This is a genomic window from Streptomyces sp. CBMA156 (genome assembly GCF_014596515.1).
Taxonomy (GTDB): Bacteria; Actinomycetota; Actinomycetes; order Streptomycetales; family Streptomycetaceae; genus Kitasatospora.
In genome coordinates, this window is record NZ_MSJQ01000318.1 from 1 (window position 1) to 16,438 (window position 16,438).

The window sequence follows — 16,438 nt, forward strand, 5'->3', positions numbered from 1 at the left end:
GTGGCCGTGCCGGGGCCCGGGGAGCGCCGGGCGGGCCAGTCCTGGACCAGCGCGCCCACCGCGGCGGCCTCCTCGGCCAGCCGCCCGCCGCGCGGGCAGGCGACCAGCACCCGGTGGCCGGCCTCCCGTTGACCCCGGACCAGATCGGCGACGACGCGGGCGACCCCGCCGTCCACCGGTTGCGAAATGTGAAGGATCGTCATATGCACGGCGGCGAGCCTAGGGTGGCTCCCCCGTGCCGGGCGGCCCCCGTCACCCGCAGGTGGCGGTTCGGCCACCCGTACGGCTTTCGGCTCGTACGGGTGGCCGAGCTGCCCGAATCATCGAGCGATTCGATCGCCCTGACGGATTTACCCGCGTGAATCGCGCGGCCGGCGATTCCGTGGCCCGACGGGTTCCGCCGGAAGCCGGTGGACCCGGCGGACCTCGGTGGAACTCAGCGGGCCTCAGCAGTCCTCAACGGACCGCACGGGCCTCAACGGGCCTCAACGGGCCTCAGCGGCTCCGGCGGGCCTCAGCGGACTTCGTCGGCGAGGTTGGCCAGCACCTCGTCGTGGATCCGGTTGAGGCCCTTCGGGGCGAAGGTGCGCTCGAAGAAGCCGCCGATGCCGGTCGCGCCCTGCCAGGTGGCGGTCACGGTGACCTTGGCGCGGCCCTCGCCGACGGCGGCGACGGTCCAGGTGATCACCATGCTGGAGTTGGCGTCCTTCTCCACCAGGCGGTCGGGCTGGGGCGCCGAGACGGTGAAGAGGCAGTCGCGCACCCGCTTCTCGGTGGCCTGGAGCTTCCAGTGCACCTGGGTGCCTGCGCCGGTGCCGCCGACCCGCACCTCGTACTCGCTGTACTGCGCGGGCAGCAGCTTCGGGCGGGTCACCTGGTAGTCGGCCAGCGCCTCGTACACCCGCTCGGGCGCGGCGTCGTAGACCCGCTCGGTGGTGGCCTGCACCTGTCCCATGACCTTGCTCTCCTCGTGTGGTGGGTACGTCTGTCCGGCAAGCCAATCACAGGGTCGCGCCCGCGACGCGGCGGGATAGGGTGGCCGGTGTGCTCGATCTGGTGACTGCTGTGCGCTACGTCGACCCGCTGCGGGCCGGCGGCTCCGTCCCCGGTGTGGTGGAGACCGACGACCTGGGCACGTACGTGGTCAAGTTCACCGGGGCCGCACAGGGCCGCAAGGCGCTGATCGCCGAGGTGATCGTGGGCGAGCTGGCCCGGCGGCTGGGGCTGCGGGTGCCGGAGCTGCGGCTGGTGGACTTCGACCCGGCCGTCGCCGCGGACGAGCCGGACGCCGAGATCCAGGACATGCTCAAGGCCAGCGCCGGCCTCAACCTCGGGATGGACCTGCTGCCCGGGGCCCGCGACTTCCGACCGGGGATGATCGCGGTCGGCCCGGCCGAGGCCGGCCGGGTGGTCTGGCTGGACGCCCTGACCGGCAACGTCGACCGCACCGTGCACAACCCCAACCTGGTGGTCTGGCACGGGCGGCTCTGGCTGATCGACAACGGCGCAGCGCTGATCTTCCACCACCGCTGGGCGGGGGCCGGGGCGGCGGTCGGCAAGCGGTACGACCTCAGCGCGCACGCGCTCGGCGGCTCGGCCCCTGACGTCCGGCTGGCCGACGAGGAACTCGGGCCGCTGGTCACCGTGCCGCTGCTGGAGGAGGTGCTGGCGCTGGTCCCGGACGAGTGGCTGGCCGACGAGCCGGGCTTCGACTCGGCGGACGCCGTCCGGCACGCCTACGTCGCCCACCTGGCCGCCCGGGTGGTGCTCTCCGGACAGTGGCTGCCGGAGGGCTTCGCCACGCCCGAGCAGCTGCGCGAGGCGGAGCGGCGCCAGGCGGCCAGGACCCGGGCCGGGCGGCCCGCCTGGCTGCGGGAGGTGCCTGACCTGCACGGCAAGCCGTCGGTGGAGACGGTCTGGGAGCACCACGTCGACGAGGGCTGAGCGGGCGGGTCGGCCGGGGCCTCCCGGACGGCGGTGCTCCGGCACGTCGGCATCCCGGTGTGTCCGTACGCCGGTGGGCTCCGGTGGGCTCCGATGGGCTCCGGTGGGCGAACGCGGCCGGGGAGCGGGACCTCGTGGTCCCGCTCCCCGGCCCTGCTTGTTCGGATGTGTCCGCGGTCAGCGCGTCAGCGCCACCACTGGACCGCCTTCTCGGCGTTGATCAGGCCGGCGCCGTAGAAGCCGTTGTCGTTCACGCCGCCCTCGCAGGTGGCCTTGTAGGCACCGGTGCCGCCCGGGTTGAACTCGCCGCTCGGGCACGGGACGGACTCGGCGTGGGTGGTCAGCATCTCGGTCAGCTCGTCCGGGCTGGCCCACGGGAAGGTGCTGGCGAGCAGCGCGACCACGCCGACGGCGTGCGGGGTGGCCATCGAGGTGCCCTGCATGTAGCCGTACTTGCCACCGGGGAGGGTGGACAGGATGCGGCCGTCCTTGTCCGGGGTGTTCGGCAGCTGGTAGCGGCGGTCGCCACCGGGCGCGGTGACGGACACGACGCCCTTGCCGTAGCTGGAGTAGTACGCCTTGACGCCCTCGGAGCCCACCGAGGAGACGGCGACGACGCCGGGCAGCTCGGTCGGCAGCGACAGGCAGTCGTTGGTGATCGGGCGGGTGCCGGGGGTGGTGTCGTCCGGGCTCGCCACGTCGACGGTCTTGTGCGCCAGGTCGATGTTCTCGTTGCCCGCGGCGGCGACGTTGAGGACGCCCTTGCGCTGCGAGAAGGCGACGGCCTTGCGGACGGCGTCCGAGATCGCGGCCTGGTCCTTGTCCGTCTTGCAGTTGAACATCCACGGGTCGACGAAGTAGCTGTTGTTCGTCACCTTGAAGCCGTGCTCGCCGGCCCAGACGAAGCCGCAGACCGCGCTCTCCGGGTAGATGAACCCGCCGTCGTCGACGACCTTGACGGCGGCCAGCTTCACGTTCGGCGCGACGCCGACGATGCCCTTGCCGTTCTTGGCGGCGGCGATGGTGCCGGCCACGTGGGTGCCGTGGTCGCTGTTGGTCGGCTGCCAGGCCTTCCAGTCGGTGTTCGTCTTGCCGTCGATGCAGGAGACCGACTGCGCGGCGTCCACGTTGGCGGCGAGGTCCTCGTGGGTGGCGTCGATGCCGGAGTCCAGCACGCCGACGGTGACGTTGCGGCTGCCGGTCGAGATCTTGTGCGCCTTGTCCGCACCGATCTGACGCATGTCCCACTGGTAGGCGTCGTACGGCTCCTGGCCCGCGGCGGGCGCGGCGGCCGGCTCGGCGGCGACCTCGGCCTTGCCCTGGTCGGCCGCGAGGATGCCCTTGGTGCGGCTGGCGCCGACCGAGTCGACGCCCTTGGCCAGGCGCAGCTTCTCGGCGAACTTGGTGTCGTTCGAGCGGGCGATCACGACGCCGATCTGCTCGTACGACTGGACCACCGTGCCGCCGAGGCCGGCGACGGCCTTCTCGACCTTCTGCACCTGCCCGTGGTTGGCCTTGGTGTTGACGACGTAGCTGAGCAGCGGACCGGTCGTCGAGTCGGCCACGGGGGCCGCGACGGCGGTGCCGGCCGGCAGCGCCAGGGCGCCGGCGGTGGCGAGCACGAGGCCCACCGCCGCATACCGGGTGCGGCTGATCCGGGGAACTCTCATGGGGGTTGGCCTCCCGAGTCGTCAGGCGGCAGCTGCGGTTGGCAGGTGCACTGGGAATGACCGGGACGCTAATGAAGATTTACTGAAAAGCGCAAGGGGTAGTCATCTAATCGTCACATCTGAACCAAGAACAGGGGTTACGGGCCCTCGGAGTTCAACAAGGGCAACAGAGTTCCAGAGTGTTAAAAAGTGATGGTTCGCCGACGTGCGGCCCCGCCCGTCACACCGGGGTTCACACCGTGGTTCACGGCGCGCTTCGCGGCATGGTCCGCAGCGTGCTCCACACCACGGTGACCAGCGAGGAGCCGGCGAGGGAGCAGTGGGGGAGCAGCCCGGATCGCAGCGCTACAACGCGTACAACCGAAGCGCGTTGCCCGCCGCGATCTGCCGCGCCACCCGCTCGGCGTCGGCCGCGGCGCAGGCGCCGTCGGCCTGCCAGCCCGCCAGCACCGCACGCAGTCCGTGTCGGAACTGACAGGTGCCCACCAAATACAGTTCGGGCAAGCCGTAGGCGTCGGTGGAGAACAGCAATTTCCCGAACGGGGCCAGCTCCAGCATCTCGCCCAGCACCGCCGCCACTCGCGGACCGGTGTACGAGGCCGTCAGCCCGAGGTCGGTGTACACCGTCGGGAAGGCCTGGGCCAGCCAGGCGGCCTGCCGGTGGTACGGGTAGCCGTGCAGCAGCACCAGCGGGACGCCGCTGGGCTCGGCGGCGCGCACGAAGTCCGTCAACAGCGACGGATCGGCCCGGTGCAGCGTGAGGTCGGGGTCGCCGAAGCCGGTGTGGAGCTGGAGCGGCAGACCCAGCCCGGCGCAGACGTCCACGGCCGTCCAGAGCACGTGGTGCAGCAGCACCGGGTCGGTCAGCCGGCCGCTCCCACCGCGCAGGTGGGCACCGGCCGCGGCCACCACGGCCGTACGGTCCGGGCGTTCGGCGGGGGCCGCCAGGCCGTGCCGGTAGGCGAGCACCGACTTGACCGCGACAGCCCCGGCGGCGGCCGTCGCCAGCGCCTCGGCGACGGCCGCCGGCCAGGCCTCGGCACCGGCCGTCACCGTCTCGGCCACCGACTCCAGCCGGACCACCTCGTGCACCGACGCCCCGGTGGCCTCGGCGAGTTCGGGCAGCGGCAGCAGCTCGTGGCCCGCGGCGGCGGTCAGCCCGGTGTCCACCAGGCAGATGTCCAGCCCGGCCGCCGCCAGCAGCGGCACCCGGTCGCCCCAGGCGTCGGAGGCCAGCGGCGCCAGGGCGTACCCGAGCGGGGCGGCGGCCAGCGAGAGCAGCCAGTCGTACGAGGTGACCCTGGCCAGCGTCCCGGCCGGGAAGTCCTGCTGGACCACCGTCTCCCAGACCGGGTTGAGGAAGCCCAGCCCGGCCATCGCCACCGTCTGGGCGGCCACCGCGAGCGGCACCGGGGCGGGGAGCGCGAGGGCGAGCAGCGGCAGCCCGTACAGCGCGAGGGCGAGGTTGCCGGCCAGCACCGGGCGGCGGGGCCGCAGCCTTGCGGCGATCAGCGAGCCGGCCAGCAGGCCCACCGCGCCGGCCTGGGTCAGCGCCACCCAGGCGCCGTCGCCGCCGAGCCGGGTGTGGGCGACCAGCGGGCCGAGGGTGAGCTGCACGGCGCTCGCGCCGTTCCACACCCCGTGGGCGATCAGGCTGGTCCAGTACCAGTCCCGGGAGCGCACCTCGCTCCAGCCCTCGGCGAGGTCCCGGCGCAGTGAGCGTGGTTCGCCGGGCACGTGGTCGATCCGGAGCCGGGTGAGCAGGGCGGCGCTCAGCAGGAACGAGGCGCCGTCCAGTACGAAGGCCCAGCCGGGCCCGGCGGTGTACACCAGGAGTCCGGCGAGTGCCGGGCCGGCGAGGCGGGCGCCGCCGGTCGCGGTGCCGAGCAGGGCGTTGGCCCGCAGCCGCAGCTCGCCTCGGACGGTGGTCGCGACCAGCGGCGAGGCGGTGGGCATGGCGAAGGCGGAGGCGATGCCGCCGACCGCCGAGGCGGCCGCGATGTGTGCCAGGCCCGGCTGCTCGCCGAGCAGTTCCAGGCCGACCAGGAGCTGGGCCAGGGCCCGGACCAGGTCGGTGGTGAGGGCGACCAGCCGGGGGTCGAAGCGGTCCCCGACCACGCCGCCGACCGGCAGCAGGAGCAGCCTCGGCACCATCGCGCAGCCCAGGACCAGGGCGAGCGCGGCGGCGGAGCCGGTGGCGCGGGTGACGGCGATGGCGAGGGCGGCCGGGACGGCGGCGTCGCCGAGGGTGGAGACCGTCCGGCCGATGAAGAGCAGGCGGAAGCCTCCCTGGCGCAGGGGGTGCGGAGTCACGCGCCGCACTGTATTTCGGTGACGAAATTTTGGCAACGAATATTTCGGTGCCGTTGTTTTAGGGTTTGTAGACTTCTCCCATGGCCGAGCACCCTCCTGAGCAGCGCACTCCGCCCCGCGGCGACCGCCCGGAGCCCGGCGACCGGACAGAGCCCCGCAATCGGACGGAGCCCCGCGACTGGACGGACGGTCACGTCGACCGCTGGCAGCCGGTGCTGCCCGGCCTCGACCCGGACATCGAGGCCTCCGTCACCCGGATGTCCCGGCTCACCCGCCATCTCGGCCGGGTCCGTGAGCAGGGCGTCGCCGACTTCGGCCTGCACAAGCACGAGTTCGACACCCTGCACGTGCTCGCCGGGCGCGGCGGCCACGCCGCCCCCTCGGACCTGCGGGCCGACCTCAACCTCGCACCGGCCTCGGTCACCGGCCGGCTGGAGGCCCTGGAGCGGCGCGGCTTCGTGCTGCGCACGCCGTCCACGGAGGACCGCAGGAAGGTCGACATCCTGCTCACCGAGGCCGGGCGTGCGGCCTGGCAGGAGGCGCTGGACGTGGTCGGCCGGGAGGAGCGCCGGCTGCTCGGGGTGCTGTCCGAGCGGGAGCGGCGCACCCTGGCGGACCTGCTGCGGAAGGTGATGCTGGCTCAGGAGGGCGGGGCGTAGCGCCCTCCCGGGCCCGGGCCTCCCGAGCCTTGGCCTCCCGGGCCCGGGCCGTGTCGGCCCTGGCCCACCGGGCCCCGGCCGGGCGGGGCCGGCGTGGGCGGGAGGTCAGACCGGCCGGCTCTGCGCCCAGTCGTAGAGGCGGCGGGCGCTGTCGCCGAGGCGGGTGGCGTAGAGCGTGCCGGCCGGGCCGCCCGCGAGTTCCTCGGTGGTGGTGGTGACGCCGACGACGGTGCCGGTGCCGGTCCGGGTGTCGAAGTGCGTGAAGTGGGGGCCGCCGCTCGCCCCGTGCGACATGTCGCAGGCCTCGCCCCACAGGATCGGTGCCGTGGTGCCGGGCCCGGCCGGACCGGCGCAGTGGATCATGCGTGAACCGGTGTACTTGCCGCTCGGGTCGTTGAGCCGCTCCTTCGGATACCCGAAGGCGTGGACGAACTCGCCCGCGGCGGGCCGGGTGAACGCGATCCGCTGGCTTCCGGTGACGTCCGCGACCCTTCGTCCGTCGGCCGAGCAGTTCGCGACGAGGACCCCGGTGTCGAAGCCGGCCACGGCGACGGCGTCCGAGGTCGGGCCGGCGTCCCAGCGGGACGAGGTGGCCACGCTCCTGACGGTGAAGCCGCCGAGCGGCTTCGTGCCGTTGCGGTAGCCGGGCACGAAGTACAGGTTGTGGTTCCAGGTGTCGTCGGTGGCGGAGGCTCCGACGCCGCGCAGGCAGTGGGCCGCCGTGACGACGGTGCTGCGGTTCGCGGCGGCGACGACGGTGGCGGTGCAACTGCCGTCGTAGCCGTCGGAGAAGGTGAAGAAGAGCCGGCCGACGCTCCTGCTCACCGCTCCGCCGTGGGTCCACACGGCCCCGGGGTCCGGGGTGCCGGCGGGCAGCGGCCGCGGGTCGTCGGGCGTGTTGTCGTCCTCGGGCACGGGTGTGATCTCGGGGACCAGGGCGCCCGCCAGCTTCATCCGGTCGGGGGTCCAGTAGGCGTCGATCCGGCCGCGCTCCGCGGCGGTCGTGGCGCCGGAGTGCGTGGTGACGGACTCGCTCTCCGCGGCGAGGGCCGTGTTCGGCAGCAGCACCGCCGCCGTGGCCGCGCTCAGCAGGAGGGCGCCCACGGCGGCGAGCCCGCGGGGGAGGGTCCGGTCGGTGGCTGACGTTCCAGGTGTCTTCGGCATGTCCGGCACGCTAGGCGTGGCACGTCAGGCTTCTGTGTGGACCGGGTCTCATCCGTCCATCGGTTGGATCAGGGTCCGGTAAAGGTGTCCCGGCCGTGTGTCGGTGCCGCGCCGGGCCGCGGGGCCCGGGTTCAGAGGCCGAGTCCGGTGAGGCCGGGGTGGTCGTCGGGACGGCGGCCGAGCGGCCAGTGGAACAGGCGCTCCGCGGCCGTGATCGGCAGGTCGTTGATGGAGGCGTGCCGGTGGGCCATCAGGCCGTTGCGGTCGAACTCCCAGTTCTCGTTGCCGTAGGAGCGGAACCAGTGGCCGGCGTCGTCGTGCCACTCGTAGGCGAAGCGGACCGCGATGCGGTCGCCGTCGTACGCCCAGAGTTCCTTGATCAGGCGGTAGTCCTGCTCGCGCTGCCACTTGCGGGTGAGGAAGTCGGCGATCCGCTCGCGGCCGGTGAGGAACTCGGAGCGGTTGCGCCAGCGGCTGTCCGGTGTGTAGGCGAGGGCGACGCGCCGCGGGTCGCGGGTGTTTCAGGCGTCCTCGGCGGCGCGCACCTTCCGGCGGGCGGTCTCCTCGGTGAACGGGGGCAGGGGCGGGCGCTGCTCGGTGCCGGTCTCGGGCATGGGTGACTCCCTCGGGAATGGGTGTTCCGCAAGTGAGAACGACCGTTCTCGTTGCTCTGGCTACGATAGGAGAACCATCGTTCTCACGCAAAGGGCACGGCAGATGGATCAGGAAGACCCCCGGACCCGGATCCTCGACGCGGCCGAGGAGCTGTTCTACGGGCAGGGCGTCCAGGCGGTCGGCATGGACGCCGTCCGGGCCGCCTCCGGCCTGACCATGCGCCGCCTCTACCAGCACTTCCCGTCCAAGGGGGAACTCGTCGAGGCGTACCTGCTGCGCCGCGACGGCCGCTGGCGGGCGAGCCTCGCGGTGTACGTCTCCCGCGCCGGCGGCACCCCGGGGGAGCAGCTGCTCGCGGTCTTCGACTGGCTCGGCCGGTGGTTCGCCGAGCCCGGCTTCCGGGGCTGCGCGTTCGTCAACTCCCTCGGCGAACTGGGCGCCTCCAGCCCCGCGGTGGTGGCCGCAGCCCGGCACCACAAGGAGCAGTTCGGCAGCTACCTCGCGGGCCTGACCGAGGCCGCCGGGGCCCCGCCCGCCACGGCCGTCCACCTGGCCCTGCTGGCCGAGGGCGCGATCACCAGCGCCGCCGTCCACGGCGACCCGACGGCCGCCGCCGACGCCAGGGAGGCCGCCCGGCTGCTCCTGGACGCGACGACGCCGGCCCGGTAGTCCCGGGCGGCCGGCGGGAGCTGCCGGACACGCCCTACGCCAGGCCGCCGTTGCTCGTCAGCAGTTGCCCGGTGACCCACTGGCCCTGCGGTGAGCAGAGGAAGTCCACCAGGTGCGCGGCGTCGAGCGGGGTGCCGAGGCAGCCGAGCGGGGCGCGCCCGCGCAGCTCGTCCCTGGTTTCCCGGTCCATCCAGCCGGTGTCCGCCGGGCCCGGGTCGACGACGTCGGCGGTCACCCCGAGGTGGGCGGACTCGTGGGCGGCGGCGAGCACGATGCGGTCCAGGGCACCCTTGCCGGCTCCGTACGGGAGGTTGCCCACGGTGTGGTCGCTGGTCGGCGCGACGATCCCGGCGCCGATGCCGGCCGTCCGGCCCACCCCGGTCACCAGGGCCACCGGGCGGGGGAGCCGGGGTGTCGGATGGTGCCGATGGGGCGTCATGAGGCGTGATGGTTCCGGGCCGGACCGCACCGGGCAAGCGCTTTTCACCCGAACGCGCGTTTATCGCCCATTGATCGCCACCGGCTAGCCTCGGGCCCGTGAACGAGAGAGCGGCCGAGCGGCCGGGGGCGTTGCCCGAGGGACGGATGACGGAGCAGGACGCCGAGCGGTTCCGGCAGTTGCTGGCGCGACTGGAGGACTCGCTGGTGGTGGACCGGAAGGCGGCGGGGCGCGATGCCTGAGTGCGCCGAGCTGCGCCCGGTGGCCGTGCCGCCGGTGGTGGCGGCGCAGCCGGTCGCGGTGCTGCCGCTCTGGCGGCGGGGCGAGGCCGGGGAGCGCCGGACCGCGGACCGGCCCGGGGTGCTGCGGGGGCACCCCGGGCCGGTGACGGCCGCCCGGTACGGGAGCGAAGGCGGGGAGGGCGCGGAGCCGGAGGGCTGACCGGTCAGCCGCAGTCGCACGAGCAGCAGTCGCAACCATCGCAGCAGTCGCACCCGTCGCAGCAGTTGCAGCAGTCGCCGCAGTCGGGGCAGTTGCCGCACTCGCCGCAGTCGTTCCGCACGCAGAAGCCCTCGCGGGGTTCGCGGCTGTACGGGTCGTTGTGGTCGCAGCAGAGCAGCTGGCAGGTGCAGGCCATCAGCGCCCACATCGCGCACCCGGCGAGCAGGTTGCGGGGGTTCGGCGGCTGCTGGCCGGGTGGGGTGAAGCCCGGTCCTTGCGGCACCCACGGCGGGACCGGCGCCTGGCCGGGCGGCGTCTCCTGCGGCGGCGCCTGGTGCGGGTGCTCGCCCGTGGCGGTGCCCGCCGCGTCGGGGTGGCGGCAGCTCGCGGTGTGCCGGGCCGGGCCGAAGACCCGCTCGACCGCGCGCTCGGTCTCGTGCGCGAGCAGCACGTGGACCAGCGTGCGGTCGCTCAGTTCGACCTCGCGCAGCGCGAGTCGGATGCCGTGGACGGCGTCGCGGCAGAGCCGTTCGGCCTCGGCCCGGTCGGTGCCGGTGGCGGTCAGCGGGTTCCAGGCGCCCGAGGCCGCGTCGGCGGTCTGGTCCTCGGCGGCGTCCAGGAGGTGGGCGAGCCGGCCGAAGAGCCGTCCGGCCTCGGCGAGCGGGGCGGCGTTGCCGGGGCGTCCGGCTATCACGGCGGTGTGGGCGAAGGCGGCCGAGGTGGCGGTCTCGGTGGGCTCGGTGACGAGCAGGACGGACCCGCCCGGCCGGAGCGACCGCTCCAGCTCGCCCTGCCGGGAGGCCGCGTCCAGCAGGACGGCGGTGTCGAAGCCGATCGTCGAGGCGCTGCCCGCGCTCTTCCGGTCCCAGCGCCGGGTGACGGCCCTGGCCCCGGCGGCGACCGGGCGGCGGGCGAAGACGCCGTCCCGGTCCTCGACGTGGTCGCGGATCTTGACGGAGGCGAGCGCCAGCGAGACGGCGGCGGCGAGACGGGCACCCTCGCCCTTGGCGACGGAGGCGGTCCGCATGCCGCGCAGCGGGCACGGCCCGGCGGTGCGGCGCCAGGAGGAGTCCTCCCGGGCGGCCTGGGCCTCGACCAGCACGGAGATGATCAGGCCGTCGTAGTTGGTCGCCGTCCGGGCGAGCTGCCCGTGGTCGTCCCGCAGCGCGAGGCAGAGCCCGCACAGGTGCGCCATCCAGGAGGTCTGGAGGCGCTCGGACAATCGATGCCTGCACGGTCTGATGATGCCGAACACGCTGGTCCCCCTTGCTCACGGGCCGCCGACCGGCCACGATTCGCCGCACATCATACGATCACAGGCCCTTTCGGGCCGAGGGCCCGTCAACCGGGGAACCCTCCGGCGGCAGGCCAGGGGGGCCTCGTCCCCGCCGTCGGCCCTGACCTGCCGACTCTGTTCCGCTCCCGCCTGTTCCCGTCCGTTCCGCTCCGGACGGAACGTCAGGGCGGCCACCGGACCGGCCACCTGTCGGCGGCGGCGCAGGCACCTCCGGGGCCGCCCGCGGGCGGTGGGGCCGACGAAGTCCCGGGAGTGGATCTCATATCCGGGATAGCATCGCGAATATGGGAATCGACATGGCCGGCGACGAACGGCTGGCGCAGCGGCTCGCCGAGCTGAGGCTGGAACACGGGTGGACCTTGGAGGAGCTGGCGCGCCGGGCGGACGTCAGCCGCTCGACGCTGTCCCGGGTGGAGCGGGCGGAGGTCAGCCCGACGGCCGCGCTGCTCGGGCGGCTGTGCGCCGTGTACGGGCGGACGATGTCGCGGCTGCTCGCCGAGGTGGAGTCGGGCCCGGCCCGGCTGGTGCGGGCCGGGGAACAGCAGATCTGGCGGGACGAGGAGAGCGGGTTCGTCCGCCGGTCGGTCTCGCCGCCGCACGGCTCGCTGCGGGCGGAGATCATCGAGGGCCTGCTGCCGGCCGGCGCGGACATCGCGTACGACCGCGCCTGCACCCCCGGGCGGGAACACCACCTCTGGCTGTTCGAGGGGCGCCTGGAGCTGACCGTGGACGGCGAGGCCCAGCCGCTCGGCCCCGGCGACTGCCTGCGCTACGTCGGCGGCACGAGCAGGTTCCGCAGCCTCGGCCCGGACGCGGCCCGGTACGCGCTGGTGGTGGTCGAACCGTGAGCGCCGCCACCGGCCCGATAGCGAAGGAACCCGGGGAGCCCAAGGAGCGCTTCGACGCCGCCGGGCGCCGGGTGCTGCTGGTCTGCGTCGCGGGCGGCTTCACCACGCTGCTCGACCAGTCCGTCCTCAACACCTCCGTCCCCGCCCTGCGCGAGAGCCTGCACGCCGGCTCGGCCGACCTCCAGTGGATCGTCGCCGGCTACTCGCTCGCCTTCGGTCTCGCGCTCATCCCCGGCGGGCGGCTGGGCGACGTCCTGGGCCGCAAGTGGTTCTTCGTCACCGGCCTCGCCCTGTTCACCCTGGTCAGCCTGGTCTCCGCGACCGCCACCGAGCCCGGGGTGCTGATCGTCGCCCGGCTGCTCCAGGGTGCGGGCGCGGGCCTGGTCAACTCCCAGATGATCGGCACCATCCAGGACGTCTTCGACGGGCAGCTGCGGACCCGCGCCCTCGGCATGTACGCCGTCACCGGCGGCCTCGCCTTCGCCCTCGGCCCGCCGATCGGCGGCGCGGTGCTCGCCCTGGCCGGTCCCGAGGACGGCTGGCGGCTGACCTTCCTGCTCAACGTCCCCTTCGGCCTGGCCACCGTCGTCCTGGCGGCCCGCCACCTGCCGAAGCCCCGCCCCAGCAGCAGGAACGCCGACCTCGACGTGCTCGGCCTGCTGCTGGTCGGCGCACTCACCCTGGCCCTGATGCTGCCCTTCGTCCGGCCGCCCGGCTGGAGCGGCTGGCTCGCCTTCGCGGCGGCCGCGCTGCTGCTGCTCGGCGCGCTCGCCCGGTGGCAGCGCCGCCTCGCCAGGACGGGCGGCCACCCGCTGATCCACCCCGCGCTCACCCGCTCCGCGCCGTACGCGCTGGGCACCGCCACCGCGATGGCCCAGTTCGGTTCCTCGCTCGCCGCCTCGCTGGTCCTGACGATGTTCCTCCAGGACGGCCTCGGGCTCTCCCCGGTGGGCGCCGCGCTGGTCGTGCTGCCCTCCGCCGTCGCGATGGGCGTCGCCTCCGCGCTCGCCTGGCGGGTCGTCCAGCGGTACGGCCGGCGCACCGTCACCGCGGGGATGGCCGGCTCCGCCCTCGCCATGCTGCTCAGCGGACTGCTCGCGGCCTGGGCACCCGACGCCGTGCTGCCCTGGCTGCTGGCGCTGCTGCAACTGCTCGGCGGCGCCTCGGTCGGCCTGATGGGCTCCACCAACCAGGCGTACGTGCTGCGCCACGCGCCGGCCGAGGCGGCCGGGGTGAGCGGGGCGATCCTGCAGATGACCCAGCGGATCGCGGCGGCGGTCGCGGTCTCGGCGCTGTCCGGGGTCTACCTGCGGGAGACCACCGGGGGCGGCGGGCACCGCTCCGCCTTCCTGACCGCGAGCGTGGTGTGCGCCGCGGTCGCCGGACTCGCCGTCCTGGCCTCGGTGTTCGCGGGCCGCGCCACCGCGCGCGAGCGGCGCGAGGGCGCACCGGTCGCGATGAGCCGAGGGCGAACACCGGTCCGCTGACCGGTGGTCGGCGCGTACCGTGACGGCATGACCGAAGGACGGAACCGGACCGTGGACCTGCCCGGAGTGACGCTCGCCTACCGCGAGAGCGGCCCGCCCGGAGGCCCGCCGCTGGTCCTGCTGCACGCCCTCGGCGAGCGCGCCGCGGACTGGGACACCGTGCTGCCGGGCCTTGCCCCCGCCCACCACGTGTACGCGCTCGACCTGCGCGGCCACGGGGACAGCGCCCGCACCGCCGGCTACTCACTGGAGGCGATGCGGGACGACGTGCTGGCCTTCCTGGACGCCCTCGGCCTCGCCCGCGTCGACCTGGCCGGCCACTCGATGGGCGGCGCCGTCGCCTACCTGCTCGCCCAGGCCGTGCCGGAGCGGATCGACCGGCTGGTCCTGGAGGAGATCCCCGCCCTCCACCCGCGCCCGGCGACCGCGCTGCCCGAGGACCGGGACCCGGACGTGCACTTCGACTGGGCGATGGTCCGGGCGGTCAGGGCCCAGCTCGACGACCCCGACCCGGCCTGGCGGGCGGGGCTGGCCGGGATCACCGCCCGCACGCTGGTGGTCGCCGGAGGCCCGGCCAGCCACGTCCCGCAGGAGCGGATCGCCGAACTCGCCCGGCTGATCCCGGACTGCCGCCTGGTCACCGTCGAGGCCGGGCACCTGGTGCACGGTGCCCGGCCCGCCGAGTTCGTCGCCGCGGTGGCGCCGTTCCTGGCCCGGTGAGCCCGGCCCGGTGAGCTCGCCGGGCCAGGAACGGCGCGGCGGTCAGACGCCGTGTTCGACCGGCAGCCGCCCGCTGCGCACCGCCGTCAGCAGGTCCGCGTGGTCGGCCTCGGTGCGGTCCGCGTAGGCCACCGAGAAGGCGGCGACCGCCTCGTCCAGCACCTCGCTCTTGCCGCAGTACCCGGCCAGCAGGGCGGGGTCGGAGGTGTGGGCGTGCGCCCGGGCCAGCAGGGCGCCGGTGATCCGCGCGTAGTCGTCCAACTGGGCCGGAAGCAGTGCGGCCGGGTCGACGCTTCCCTTGCGGTTGCGGAACTGGCGCACCTGGTACGGGAGTCCGTCGACCGTGGTCCAGCCCAGCAGGGTGTCGCTGACCACCTGCATGTGCTTCTGGCCGAGCACCACCCGGCGGCCCTCGTGCCCGTCCGGCGCCGGCTGCGGCGCGTTCGGCAGGTACGGCAGCAGCGCGGACGGGCGGGCCTCCTTCACCTGGAGCACCAGCGGCTGGTCCCGGTGGTCGGTGAGCAGCACCACGTACGAGCGGGTGCCCACGCTGCCGGTGCCCACCACCCGGAACGCCACGTCCTGCACCCGGTAGCGGGACAGCAGGGTGCGCACCTCGGCCGGCAGCGTCTCGACGTACGGGCCGAGCGCGTGCGCGACGGCGCGGGCGGTCGCGTCGGTCACCTCGGTGAGCACCGGGGGAGCGGCCGTGAAGCGCCAACCGCCGTCCGCGGTACGGGCGGTGCTGCGGGCGGCGAACCGGGCGCTGGTGTTGCCGAGCGCCTTCGCGCCGACCTTGCGCAGCACGTCCGCGAGGTCGTGCGCCTCGGCGAACGAGACCAACTGCTCGTCCGCGATGGCGTTCCAGGCGTCCAGGGTGGGCAGCTTGGCGAGGGTGCGCATGGTCCGGCGGTAGGAACCGGCCGCGTGCTGGGCGGCCTCGCGCGCGGTGTCCTCACCCGCTCCGGTCTCCCGGGCGGCCAGCACCAGGCTGGCGGCGAGCCGCTTGAGGTCCCACTCCCAGGGGCCGGGGACGGTCTCGTCGAAGTCGTTGATGTCCAGCACGATCTGGCCGCGCGCGTCGCCGTACAGGCCGAAGTTGGCGGCGTGCGCGTCGCCGCACAGCTGCGCGTCCACACCGGTCACCGGGGTGCCCGCGAGGTCGGCGCCCATCAGCCCGGCCGATCCGCGCAGGAACGCGAACGGACCGGCCGCCATCCGGCCGACCCGGATCGGCACCAGCCCGGCTATTCGGCCCGCGTTGGAGGCCTCCAGCGCGGTCACGGCCGTCGGCCGGCCGGGCGCGGGCGCGAACTCCGCGTGCCGCTCCCGGGGCACCCGGGTCCGCAGTGCCTTGCCCCGCTCCCGCCCCCGCCCGTCCTGCGCCGGGGCGAACCCGGCCACCGCGAACCCGCGCCTGGTCCGCTCCTCCCTCTCCGCCGCCGTCGGCCGCGTCCCGACCGCCTCGGCCCCACCCGCGTGCGCCACTGTTCCCGCCCGTCCCTTCCGGTCCTCACCCCGCCCGCGACCTGCGCGGACGTTCGTCGGGGGGAGTGACGTCCGGCGCCGCGCGGTGGTTCCGGCGGGCGGGGGTCCGCTTGTGGGGCGCGGTGGTGGGGTGGTGGTGGAGTGGGGCCGGAGCGGCGCGCGTGGGGCGCGGGGGTAGCGTGGGGCGGATGAACGATCTCGGGGGGAGCGCCCGTCGGGCCCACCGGCGTACCCGCCCGGCGGCCGGCCTCGCCGCCGTGCTGACGGTGACGGCCGGCCTCGGCGTACGGGCGGTCCTGGGCGGGGACCTCGCCAAGTACGCGGGGGACGCGCTCTACACGGTCCTGCTCCACGCGCTGCTCGTGCTGGCCGCCCCACGGCTGCGCCCCGCCCGCGCCGCGGCCCTGGCCGCCGGGCTCAGCTGGGCCGTGGAGCTGTTCCAGCTCACCGGCCTGCCGGACGACTGGGGGCGGCACAGCACCCTGGCCCGGCTGGTGCTGGGCTCGACCTTCAACCCGCCGGACCTGCTCTGGTACCTGGTCGGCGCGGGGTGCGCCGGGGTGCTCCACCGGCTCCTGCGGACCTCCCGGACCGCGGTACCCGGCGCAGCGCCCGACCGGGCGCCCGGCGCCGTATCCGACGCGGCGCCCGGAGCCGTGCCCGGCAAGACATCCTGACGAACCG

At 74.6% G+C, this 16,438-nt stretch carries 16 protein-coding genes and 3 pseudogenes; 9 read left to right on the top strand and 10 right to left on the bottom strand.

Going from position 1 to position 16,438, the window contains the following annotated elements; all coding sequences use genetic code 11:
- Together BU198_RS27625 and BU198_RS27630 are read right to left on the bottom strand one after the other, a co-directional pair.
- Positions 1–203, bottom strand: a 203-nt coding sequence (locus tag BU198_RS27625; RefSeq protein ID WP_188299599.1) for a glycosyltransferase family 4 protein, incomplete at its 3' end; no start/stop codon positions are given.
- A gap of 311 nt (positions 204–514) precedes the next feature.
- Positions 515–955 carry an SRPBCC family protein gene (locus tag BU198_RS27630; protein ID WP_188299600.1) on the bottom strand — a complete coding sequence of 147 codons (441 nt, stop codon included), beginning with the start codon at positions 953–955 and terminating at the stop codon, positions 515–517.
- An 89-nt stretch (positions 956–1,044) separates the two neighbouring features.
- Here BU198_RS27630 and BU198_RS27635 point away from each other — a divergent pair, with 89 nt between their 5' ends.
- Positions 1,045–1,944, top strand: a complete 900-nt coding sequence (locus tag BU198_RS27635; RefSeq protein WP_188299601.1) for a HipA family kinase — start codon at positions 1,045–1,047, stop codon at positions 1,942–1,944.
- A 185-nt stretch (positions 1,945–2,129) separates the two neighbouring features.
- Here the strand turns inward: BU198_RS27635 and BU198_RS27640 are convergent, their stop codons facing one another.
- The 3 genes and pseudogenes from BU198_RS27640 to BU198_RS44330 form a co-directional block, all read right to left on the bottom strand.
- Positions 2,130–3,614: a S8 family peptidase gene (locus BU198_RS27640; RefSeq protein WP_188299602.1), complete on the bottom strand. Its 1,485-nt coding sequence runs from the start codon at positions 3,612–3,614 to the stop codon at positions 2,130–2,132.
- 345 nt (positions 3,615–3,959) lie between these two features.
- Positions 3,960–4,823: an amidohydrolase family protein gene (locus tag BU198_RS44325; protein WP_411293241.1), complete on the bottom strand. Its 864-nt coding sequence runs from the start codon at positions 4,821–4,823 to the stop codon at positions 3,960–3,962.
- Positions 4,797–5,927 (bottom strand): annotated as a pseudogene (locus tag BU198_RS44330) (MFS transporter); the annotation flags it as partial. The pseudogene BU198_RS44330 and the gene BU198_RS44325, both read right to left, overlap by 27 nt.
- An 80-nt stretch (positions 5,928–6,007) precedes the next feature.
- Between BU198_RS44330 and BU198_RS27650 the strand changes: the two are divergent.
- A complete protein-coding gene (locus BU198_RS27650) occupies positions 6,008–6,586 on the top strand; it encodes a MarR family winged helix-turn-helix transcriptional regulator (RefSeq protein ID WP_188296288.1) in 579 nt (192 codons plus the stop codon).
- 105 nt (positions 6,587–6,691) lie between these two features.
- On the opposite strand, the gene BU198_RS27655 is transcribed toward BU198_RS27650, so the two are convergent.
- Together BU198_RS27655 and BU198_RS27660 are read right to left on the bottom strand one after the other, a co-directional pair.
- On the bottom strand, positions 6,692–7,750 hold the full coding sequence (locus BU198_RS27655) for a trypsin-like serine peptidase (protein ID WP_223244127.1): 1,059 nt from the start codon (positions 7,748–7,750) through the stop codon (positions 6,692–6,694).
- A 131-nt stretch (positions 7,751–7,881) separates the two neighbouring features.
- Positions 7,882–8,364 (bottom strand): annotated as a pseudogene (locus BU198_RS27660) (DUF1348 family protein).
- A gap of 103 nt (positions 8,365–8,467) precedes the next feature.
- On the opposite strand from BU198_RS27660, the gene BU198_RS27665 reads away from it, so the two are divergent.
- Entirely contained in the window at positions 8,468–9,034 is a 567-nt protein-coding gene (locus BU198_RS27665; protein WP_188296287.1) for a TetR/AcrR family transcriptional regulator, read from the top strand.
- 34 nt (positions 9,035–9,068) lie between these two features.
- On the opposite strand, the pseudogene BU198_RS27670 reads toward BU198_RS27665, so the two are convergent.
- Positions 9,069–9,392, bottom strand: a pseudogene (locus BU198_RS27670) (SDR family oxidoreductase); the annotation flags it as partial.
- Positions 9,393–9,571: 179 nt separating this feature from the next.
- Between BU198_RS27670 and BU198_RS27675 the strand changes: the two are divergent.
- The gene (locus BU198_RS27675) at positions 9,572–9,715 is read left to right on the top strand and encodes a hypothetical protein (protein ID WP_188296285.1); all 144 of its coding nucleotides are present in this window, start codon (positions 9,572–9,574) and stop codon (positions 9,713–9,715) included.
- Positions 9,708–9,914 (top strand): hypothetical protein, encoded by a 207-nt coding sequence (locus tag BU198_RS27680; protein WP_188296284.1) that lies wholly within the window; start codon positions 9,708–9,710, stop codon positions 9,912–9,914. Before BU198_RS27675 ends, BU198_RS27680 begins: the two co-directional genes overlap by 8 nt.
- A gap of 4 nt (positions 9,915–9,918) precedes the next feature.
- Here BU198_RS27680 and BU198_RS27685 read toward each other — a convergent pair whose 3' ends face one another.
- Positions 9,919–11,169 (bottom strand): DUF5685 family protein, encoded by a 1,251-nt coding sequence (locus BU198_RS27685; protein WP_188296283.1) that lies wholly within the window; start codon positions 11,167–11,169, stop codon positions 9,919–9,921.
- Positions 11,170–11,495: 326 nt separating this feature from the next.
- Between BU198_RS27685 and BU198_RS27690 the strand changes: the two genes are divergently transcribed.
- From BU198_RS27690 to BU198_RS27700, 3 genes are read left to right on the top strand one after another with little or no spacing between them, the layout of a single operon-like run.
- The gene (locus tag BU198_RS27690; RefSeq protein ID WP_188296282.1) at positions 11,496–12,059 is read left to right on the top strand and encodes a helix-turn-helix domain-containing protein; all 564 of its coding nucleotides are present in this window, start codon (positions 11,496–11,498) and stop codon (positions 12,057–12,059) included.
- The gene (locus BU198_RS27695) at positions 12,056–13,546 is read left to right on the top strand and encodes an MFS transporter (RefSeq protein WP_317620030.1); all 1,491 of its coding nucleotides are present in this window, start codon (positions 12,056–12,058) and stop codon (positions 13,544–13,546) included. Before BU198_RS27690 ends, BU198_RS27695 begins: the two co-directional genes overlap by 4 nt.
- A 27-nt stretch (positions 13,547–13,573) precedes the next feature.
- Positions 13,574–14,266, top strand: coding sequence for an alpha/beta fold hydrolase (locus tag BU198_RS27700; protein ID WP_188296281.1), 693 nt, complete (start codon positions 13,574–13,576; stop codon positions 14,264–14,266).
- A gap of 42 nt (positions 14,267–14,308) precedes the next feature.
- On the opposite strand, the gene BU198_RS27705 is transcribed toward BU198_RS27700, so the two are convergent.
- Positions 14,309–15,754: a DUF2252 domain-containing protein gene (locus tag BU198_RS27705; protein WP_188296280.1), complete on the bottom strand. Its 1,446-nt coding sequence runs from the start codon at positions 15,752–15,754 to the stop codon at positions 14,309–14,311.
- Between the two features lie 188 nt (positions 15,755–15,942).
- Between BU198_RS27705 and BU198_RS27710 the strand changes: the two genes are divergently transcribed.
- On the top strand, positions 15,943–16,431 hold the full coding sequence (locus BU198_RS27710) for a DUF2809 domain-containing protein (RefSeq protein ID WP_188296279.1): 489 nt from the start codon (positions 15,943–15,945) through the stop codon (positions 16,429–16,431).
- The last annotated feature ends 7 nt before the right edge of the window (positions 16,432–16,438 follow it).

Bases quoted from the DNA above. Each gene is read 5' to 3' on its own strand.
- BU198_RS27630 (WP_188299600.1), bottom strand. From the start codon at position 955: ATGGGACAGGTGCAGGCCACCACCGAGCGGGTCTACGACGCCGCGCCC.
- BU198_RS27640 (WP_188299602.1), bottom strand. From the start codon at position 3,614: ATGAGAGTTCCCCGGATCAGCCGCACCCGGTATGCGGCGGTGGGCCTC.
- BU198_RS27650 (WP_188296288.1), top strand. From the start codon at position 6,008: ATGGCCGAGCACCCTCCTGAGCAGCGCACTCCGCCCCGCGGCGACCGC.
- BU198_RS27655 (WP_223244127.1), bottom strand. From the start codon at position 7,750: ATGCCGAAGACACCTGGAACGTCAGCCACCGACCGGACCCTCCCCCGC.
- BU198_RS27665 (WP_188296287.1), top strand. From the start codon at position 8,468: ATGGATCAGGAAGACCCCCGGACCCGGATCCTCGACGCGGCCGAGGAG.
- BU198_RS27680 (WP_188296284.1), top strand. From the start codon at position 9,708: ATGCCTGAGTGCGCCGAGCTGCGCCCGGTGGCCGTGCCGCCGGTGGTG.
- BU198_RS27690 (WP_188296282.1), top strand. From the start codon at position 11,496: ATGGGAATCGACATGGCCGGCGACGAACGGCTGGCGCAGCGGCTCGCC.
- BU198_RS27700 (WP_188296281.1), top strand. From the start codon at position 13,574: ATGACCGAAGGACGGAACCGGACCGTGGACCTGCCCGGAGTGACGCTC.
- BU198_RS27710 (WP_188296279.1), top strand. From the start codon at position 15,943: ATGAACGATCTCGGGGGGAGCGCCCGTCGGGCCCACCGGCGTACCCGC.